Origin of the sequence: Acaryochloris sp. IP29b_bin.137 (genome assembly GCF_028285745.1) — a bacterium.
Classification (GTDB): Bacteria; Cyanobacteriota; Cyanobacteriia; order Thermosynechococcales; family Thermosynechococcaceae; genus Acaryochloris.
Genome location: NZ_JANQOP010000048.1, coordinates 1 through 5,785 on the forward strand (window position 1 = coordinate 1; position 5,785 = coordinate 5,785).

The following is a 5,785-nucleotide window of genomic DNA, read 5'->3' on the forward strand; positions in this document are numbered from 1 at the left end:
GAGTTGAAATCATACTGGAGGGTCAATTCAGGGGGTGACAACAAGCCTTCAGGTTACCTTGATCCCTCCTGACACTGTTACCCGGTTTTGATCCATGCCTGATTCTCCCTTCCATGATGGGTATGCGATTTTGACCGACTTCAATGCGGCTGAAGATAGGATTCAGCTCCATGGCAATGCATCCAAGTACTCTTTGGGAGCAGCCTCTGCAGGCGATGTCTCTGGTGCTGGCATCTATCGTGGAAATGATCTGATTGTCATTGTTGAAAATACAACGGTGGAATCCTTCGACCTAGACGCATCCTACGTGAGCTATGTGTAATCTTTAGTGGTTAAATCAAAAGACCCAATTATCTCTTGCCATACAATTGGGTCTTTTGAGCTATGTAGCTGATGAAATAAATTTCTACTGCTGTAATTTGTTCCCATTCGGTAAACTGTATCTTTTTGGCATAACGTTTTCAGCCTTATTAGATTGATCTGTATTGCAAACCATCCCAGGTTAACCATGCTAGACGCTTGAATCCAACTTGATTCCAAGTTTGCTGAACAGTTTATTAAGCTTTTGATTAAATATTGTGGTTCTGGTGTCACTGCTTCAAAGTAGCCTGGAATAGAAAAATATTTATCTGGAGGGGAAGCTTTCAAGAAATGAGTCTAACGCTGACAATATATTTGAGGGTAGTGAGAAAGATCGGGGAGATTACTGAAGGCCTAATTTTAGAAGAACTATAAAATTAAGTTATACATAATAAATATAGTTACCTACTGCCCCGTTGTCCCCCTCCTATTGCTCTTCATGGTTACCATTGACGACATTACAGGTTTCTTCCTCGACAATTCCTCTGACTCTAGAAAGGTTACAAAATATGATTTCAAGGGTATTCTCACCATTGAGTCATGGGTCGTTTTAGAGCAAAAAGGGAAAGTCATCATCAAAGGTCGAATTCATAACCATAAGAAACATCCTCAGGGTGTGAATATCAGTACCTCAGGTGTTAAAGGATACTTTTCAGAGAGGGGACGGGTTTACGTAACCACTAAGAATTCGATTTACGAACTTGGACAGCCGCTAAATGAGGTAGAACTGGTAATCAAAGTTCCTGAGTTGCAGAACCCTGAAAAAATGACGATCTGGAACTAACTTATGCAAGCTTCATCTACTCTGATGAGCTTGGGAAAAGTGGATTCTAAATTAGAGATATATCCCTTAAAGATACAAGCAAAAAAAAGATAGAAATAATTTTTGAGCTAGGCTTTACGCTAGCTTATTTTTTTATGGTTAGTATAGTTTCTCGCCTAGGTCTTTAATAATTGATTGACGATGATATCAATGATAAAAATAGAGTTTACGAAAACAGATAAAGAACCCAGATAGGTCTGATAAGAAAAAACGATGATTAAGTAATATTACTTAGCTCATCTGTGATAGGCTAAATGCAATGGATAATTTGAATTTGATTTATTTTACTCAATCTCTCTGCCTGCACAAATCTGAAAACAATATCTACGAATAAGGAAGTTTGAATAGGTAAATTTGCATGTTTAGTGGTTTCTTTATGGCGGTAGCCGTTATTTGTATTGCTCTCGCTATCAAACTTAGAAAAACTGAAGAAGTTCATGCCATTGCCGCTACCTGCGCAGGTCTTCTGAGCACTCTATGTAGTTATGTGCTAGCTCCCCCTTCTGCACAACTCCTATTAGGGTTAATAACGCTTGGAGTCGTTCGGTTATTGCCTCTGCGTTTCTAGGCTCAGCCATCGTTTTGTAATAAACAGATAGCGGTGACAAAATGCTGGAGCAATCCCTTTGAGGTAAAGATCTTGGTATTCTGAAGGTCTGGCCGTTCAAGTATTCCGCTATGCCTGTTGCAGAACCTCCTTCACCAATCACCACTTTCCCCCTCACAGCTGTAGTGGGCCAAGAGGCGATTAAATTGGCATTATTGCTGACAGCCGTTGATCCGACCCTGGGTGGAGTCGTTATTGCGGGGCGACGAGGAACAGCAAAGTCTGTAATGGCTCGTGCAGTTCATGCCCTCTTACCGCCAATTGAAGTGGTTAAAGCGTCTATCAGTCAATGTGATCCTGAAGACACCTCAACCTGGGACGATGATTTATTGGCCCAGCTAGAGGCCGGGGATATCCCCATGGTGGATGGTCGCCCACAACCTGAAACGGAAATTATTCCAACCCCCTTTATTCAGGTGCCGCTGGGGGTCACCGAAGATCGGCTGTTAGGTTCCGTGGATGTCAGCCAATCCGTGAAAAGGGGAGAAACTGTTTTTCAGCCAGGATTGTTAGCCGAGGCGAATCGAGGCGTCCTTTACGTTGATGAAATCAATCTTCTGGACGACCAGATTTCAAATTTATTGCTGACCAGCTTAACGGAAGGTCGGAACCAAATTGAGCGTGAAGGACTTAGCTTCCAACATCCTTGCTCCACTATTTTTATTGCCACCTACAACCCAGAAGAAGGACCGCTACGGGAACATCTATTGGACCGGATAGCGATTTCCCTCTCTGCCGATCAGATCTTAGGGCTTGATATGCGCGTCCAGGCGGTAGAGCAAGCCACCGCATACGCCAATTCTCCGCAAGAATTTTTAGAGCAGTATGCGGATGAAACCGATGATCTAAAAACTCAAATTTTGCTTGCTCGGGAATGGTTGAAAGATGTCCAAATTCAGCATTCCCAAATTGTCTATCTCGTAGATGAAGCCCTTAGGGGAGGCGTTCAAGGTCACCGGGCTGAGCTATTTGCCGTTCGTGTGGCCAAAGCACATGCCGCCCTCAACGGTCGATCAGAAGTGACGGCAGAAGATCTAAGGCGTGCCGTTGAATTGGTCATTGTCCCTCGAGCAACCGTCATTGAAGCCCCGCCCCCTGAACAACCTCCGCCCCCTCCGCCCCAGCAAGACAGCTCTGATCAGTCCGATCAAGAAGAGGAAGAGGATGATCAAGACGAGGAGGAGCCACCCGAACCAGAGGAGCCACCCAGCATTCCTGAAGAATTTGTGTTCGATCCAGATGGGGTCGTTCTCGATCCCCAAGTCTTGTATTTTGCCCAAAATGCCAGCCGACAGGGAAAATCAGGGAGCCGCAGTATTGTCTTTTCAGAAGATCGGGGTCGCTATGTCAAGCCCATGTTGCCTAAGGGTGGCGTTAAACGAATTGCAGTTGATGCCACGCTCAGAGCGGCGGCTCCTTATCAAAAAGCGCGACGGCTGCGTCACCCCAATCGACGAGTGATTGTCGAGCAGTCTGATGTCCGCACCAAACGGCTAGCTCGTAAAGCGGGGGCCTTGGTTGTATTTGTGGTCGATGCCTCGGGGTCAATGGCCCTTAACCGGATGCAGTCGGCAAAAGGGGCAGTAATGCGCCTATTAACGGAAGCCTATCAAAACCGAGATCAGGTTTCTCTGATCCCGTTTAGAGGGGAACGGGCCGATGTTCTCCTGCCTCCTACCCGCTCTATTGAAGCCGCCCGCCGTCGGTTAGATACCCTGCCCTGTGGAGGTGGATCTCCATTAGCCCACGGCCTTACCCAAGCCGTGCGGGTGGGGATGAATGCCCTCTCTTCTGGTGATATTGGTCAGGTCGTTTTGGTTGCAATTACCGATGGTCGGGGCAATATCCCCTTGGCTACGTCCCTAGGTGAGCCCCAAGTGGATGGCGAAAAACCAGATATTAAGGCTGAGTTGCTGGACATTGCGGGGCGCATTCGAGCCTTGAACTTGAAATTGTTGGTGATTGACACCGAGAACAAGTTTATTTCCACTGGATTTGCCAAAGAATTGGCCCAAAATGCGGGGGGGAACTACTACCACTTACCCAAAGCTACGGATCAAGCTATTGCCGCCGTCACGCAAGATGCCATTAGTAACCTAACCAGTTAGGTTTGCCCTATGACGGATTAGAAGCGTTACTTCTCAGGATGACCTGCTTATCCTTGACGGCGACGAGTTCTATCGCCAGGGGACTAGCAGTCAGTACTGTTTTGGGCGTAATGGCAATAATATCGACCGTACCTTGATCATTGCGATCTTTCAACGCCAAAATAAATCGGAAGAGATCTATTTGTCGAAAGGTGCCAACCGTTCCGTTCAGAGGATCAGGCAAGAAGCCAGCAACAATAGCTTGCCGATTGACACCCCTTAATAACTGCTCAATTTGAAGTAGGAGTTGCTCATCGCTCATCTGGGCAGGTTGGACGGACACGCGGGCAATTGGAGTACCTGCTTGGTAAATGACCCGATTTGCGGCCAATTGGGGAACGACAAAAATGGCTCGTTCTCCTTGTAAATAGCTGGCAGCGGCTAAAATATTGACGACATAAGATTTTCCATCGCCAATCCGAATCGCTAACCGCTCAACGTCAGATTGACGCATTTGAACGACTTGCTGCTCGTTTGGAATTTCTCCTAGGTTGGACAAAGAAATTGCCCTTTGACGAGCCTGCTGTAGTAGCGTGTTGATTGCTTGTAAGGCATCGGTTTTGGAATTAATGTCCTGGATGACGGCTGAGGCGAGAATTTGCCCGGTTCGAATCGCAATAGTGCCTCGCCGTAACCCCAACAGCAGAAATTCGACATTTTTCTCTAGGCGTTCTCGGTTTGATTCTAGAGCTTGAACGTCTTTTTGCAATTGTTGACGTTGCTGGTTGGCGGCTTTTAGTTCTTGACGCCCCTTGGCGATGGTTGTGGTTAACTCTTGCTTTTGCATCTCAACTTGCCGGAGGCGTGTTTGGGCTTGGCTAATGGCCGTTTCGAGCTGCCTTTTTTGGACATTGACTTGTTTAAGCCGGGCCTCAGATTGGTTGCGCTGAACTCGGAGTTTTTTTCGCTCCGTGCGGAGGGATTGAATTTGCGATCGCAACTGCTTCGCTTGGCCAGCAAACTTGGTGATTTCCCGTTTGGACTGGAGAAAACGGCTTTGGGTCTGCTTGAGCTGGCGCTCGATTCGCTTCTCCCGAGCAATGGCTTTCACCAACGAACGATTAGCGGTTTTGAGACGTTGTCGCGTCCGGCTAAGACTGGATCGGGCTCGATTGAGATCGATTTCGATCGTATCTTTTTCAGCCTGGGTTTCATCCAATTCTTTTTGGACAATCCGACTGCGCTTCTGGATATCATCAAACCGAAATAGGGCATCCCGAAATTGTTGGCTAAAGGCAAAGACAATCCCCAAGGTGAGGGCCGAAATCACCGCGCCAGTCATAATGGTGATCACAATGGCCGTATTTTTCGGACGGAGATTGAACAGACTGAGACGGGCCTTGCCCACCTTCGAGCCGATCCGATCACCTAACGTTGCGATCGCACCGCCCAAAATAATAATGACAACAACCAGAAAGTACCCCAGCATGGAAACCCTTGCAGATCGTAACGGGTTAATCCAGCAGATTCTCTAAACGACGACGAATTTGATCTAAATCGTTGACATCGGCCTCCGGCTGTTCCGGTTGCCAATCGGTTCGGTCGACATTAGCCTCTGGCGGCACAGCAAGGGAGCCCACAGGAATAAGTTCCAGTTCTAAGCCCGCACTGTCGCAAAATGCTTCAATCTCGTCTTGATCAAATCCCTCTACCGTGGCTGCTGGAAAATCCTGAGCTTCCAGCATTAAGGCAAAGCGAGTGGCGTCGTCTTCCTCTTCAAAAGCCAGTACGACATCTTGTGTATAACTGCCTTCATCCGTGGAAACCTGCTTCTGTAAGGAGTGAATGCCCTCGTTCTCAGTTCCAGCATTAAATAACAAAACAAATACACGCATGATCCTGAGTTGA

6 protein-coding genes are annotated in these 5,785 nt (G+C 47.1%); 3 read left to right on the forward strand and 3 right to left on the reverse strand.

The features are described 5' to 3' along the window. The first annotated feature begins 94 nt into the window (after positions 1 to 94). Positions 95 to 322 carry a hypothetical protein gene (locus Q0991_RS04125; protein WP_299485774.1) on the forward strand — a complete coding sequence of 76 codons (228 nt, stop codon included), beginning with the start codon at positions 95 to 97 and terminating at the stop codon, positions 320 to 322. On the opposite strand, the gene Q0991_RS04130 is transcribed toward Q0991_RS04125, so the two are convergent. Next, entirely contained in the window at positions 313 to 648 is a 336-nt protein-coding gene (locus Q0991_RS04130; protein WP_299485776.1) for a hypothetical protein, read from the reverse strand. The genes Q0991_RS04125 and Q0991_RS04130 overlap by 10 nt on opposite strands. Before the next feature lie 151 nt (positions 649 to 799). On the opposite strand from Q0991_RS04130, the gene Q0991_RS04135 reads away from it, so the two are divergent. Together Q0991_RS04135 and bchD are read left to right on the forward strand one after the other, a co-directional pair. Then, positions 800 to 1,144 (forward strand): hypothetical protein, encoded by a 345-nt coding sequence (locus Q0991_RS04135; protein WP_299485778.1) that lies wholly within the window; start codon positions 800 to 802, stop codon positions 1,142 to 1,144. A 717-nt stretch (positions 1,145 to 1,861) separates the two neighbouring features. After that, a complete protein-coding gene (gene bchD, locus Q0991_RS04140) occupies positions 1,862 to 3,898 on the forward strand; it encodes a magnesium chelatase ATPase subunit D (protein ID WP_299485780.1) in 2,037 nt (678 codons plus the stop codon). A 7-nt stretch (positions 3,899 to 3,905) separates the two neighbouring features. Here the strand turns inward: bchD and Q0991_RS04145 are convergent, their stop codons facing one another. Both Q0991_RS04145 and Q0991_RS04150 read right to left on the reverse strand, forming a co-directional pair. Beyond that, positions 3,906 to 5,366, reverse strand: a complete 1,461-nt coding sequence (locus tag Q0991_RS04145; RefSeq protein WP_299485782.1) for a DUF3084 domain-containing protein — start codon at positions 5,364 to 5,366, stop codon at positions 3,906 to 3,908. 25 nt (positions 5,367 to 5,391) lie between these two features. Then, complete coding sequence (locus Q0991_RS04150) at positions 5,392 to 5,772, reverse strand: DUF3110 domain-containing protein (protein WP_299485784.1); 381 nt, start codon at positions 5,770 to 5,772, stop codon at positions 5,392 to 5,394. Positions 5,773 to 5,785: the final 13 nt, after the last annotated feature.

Excerpts from the sequence above, each read along its gene's own strand:
- Q0991_RS04125 (WP_299485774.1), top strand. The coding sequence starts at position 95 with ATGCCTGATTCTCCCTTCCATGATGGGTATGCGATTTTGACCGACTTC.
- Q0991_RS04135 (WP_299485778.1), top strand. The coding sequence starts at position 800 with ATGGTTACCATTGACGACATTACAGGTTTCTTCCTCGACAATTCCTCT.
- bchD (WP_299485780.1), top strand. The coding sequence starts at position 1,862 with ATGCCTGTTGCAGAACCTCCTTCACCAATCACCACTTTCCCCCTCACA.
- Q0991_RS04145 (WP_299485782.1), bottom strand. The coding sequence starts at position 5,366 with ATGCTGGGGTACTTTCTGGTTGTTGTCATTATTATTTTGGGCGGTGCG.
- Q0991_RS04150 (WP_299485784.1), bottom strand. The coding sequence starts at position 5,772 with ATGCGTGTATTTGTTTTGTTATTTAATGCTGGAACTGAGAACGAGGGC.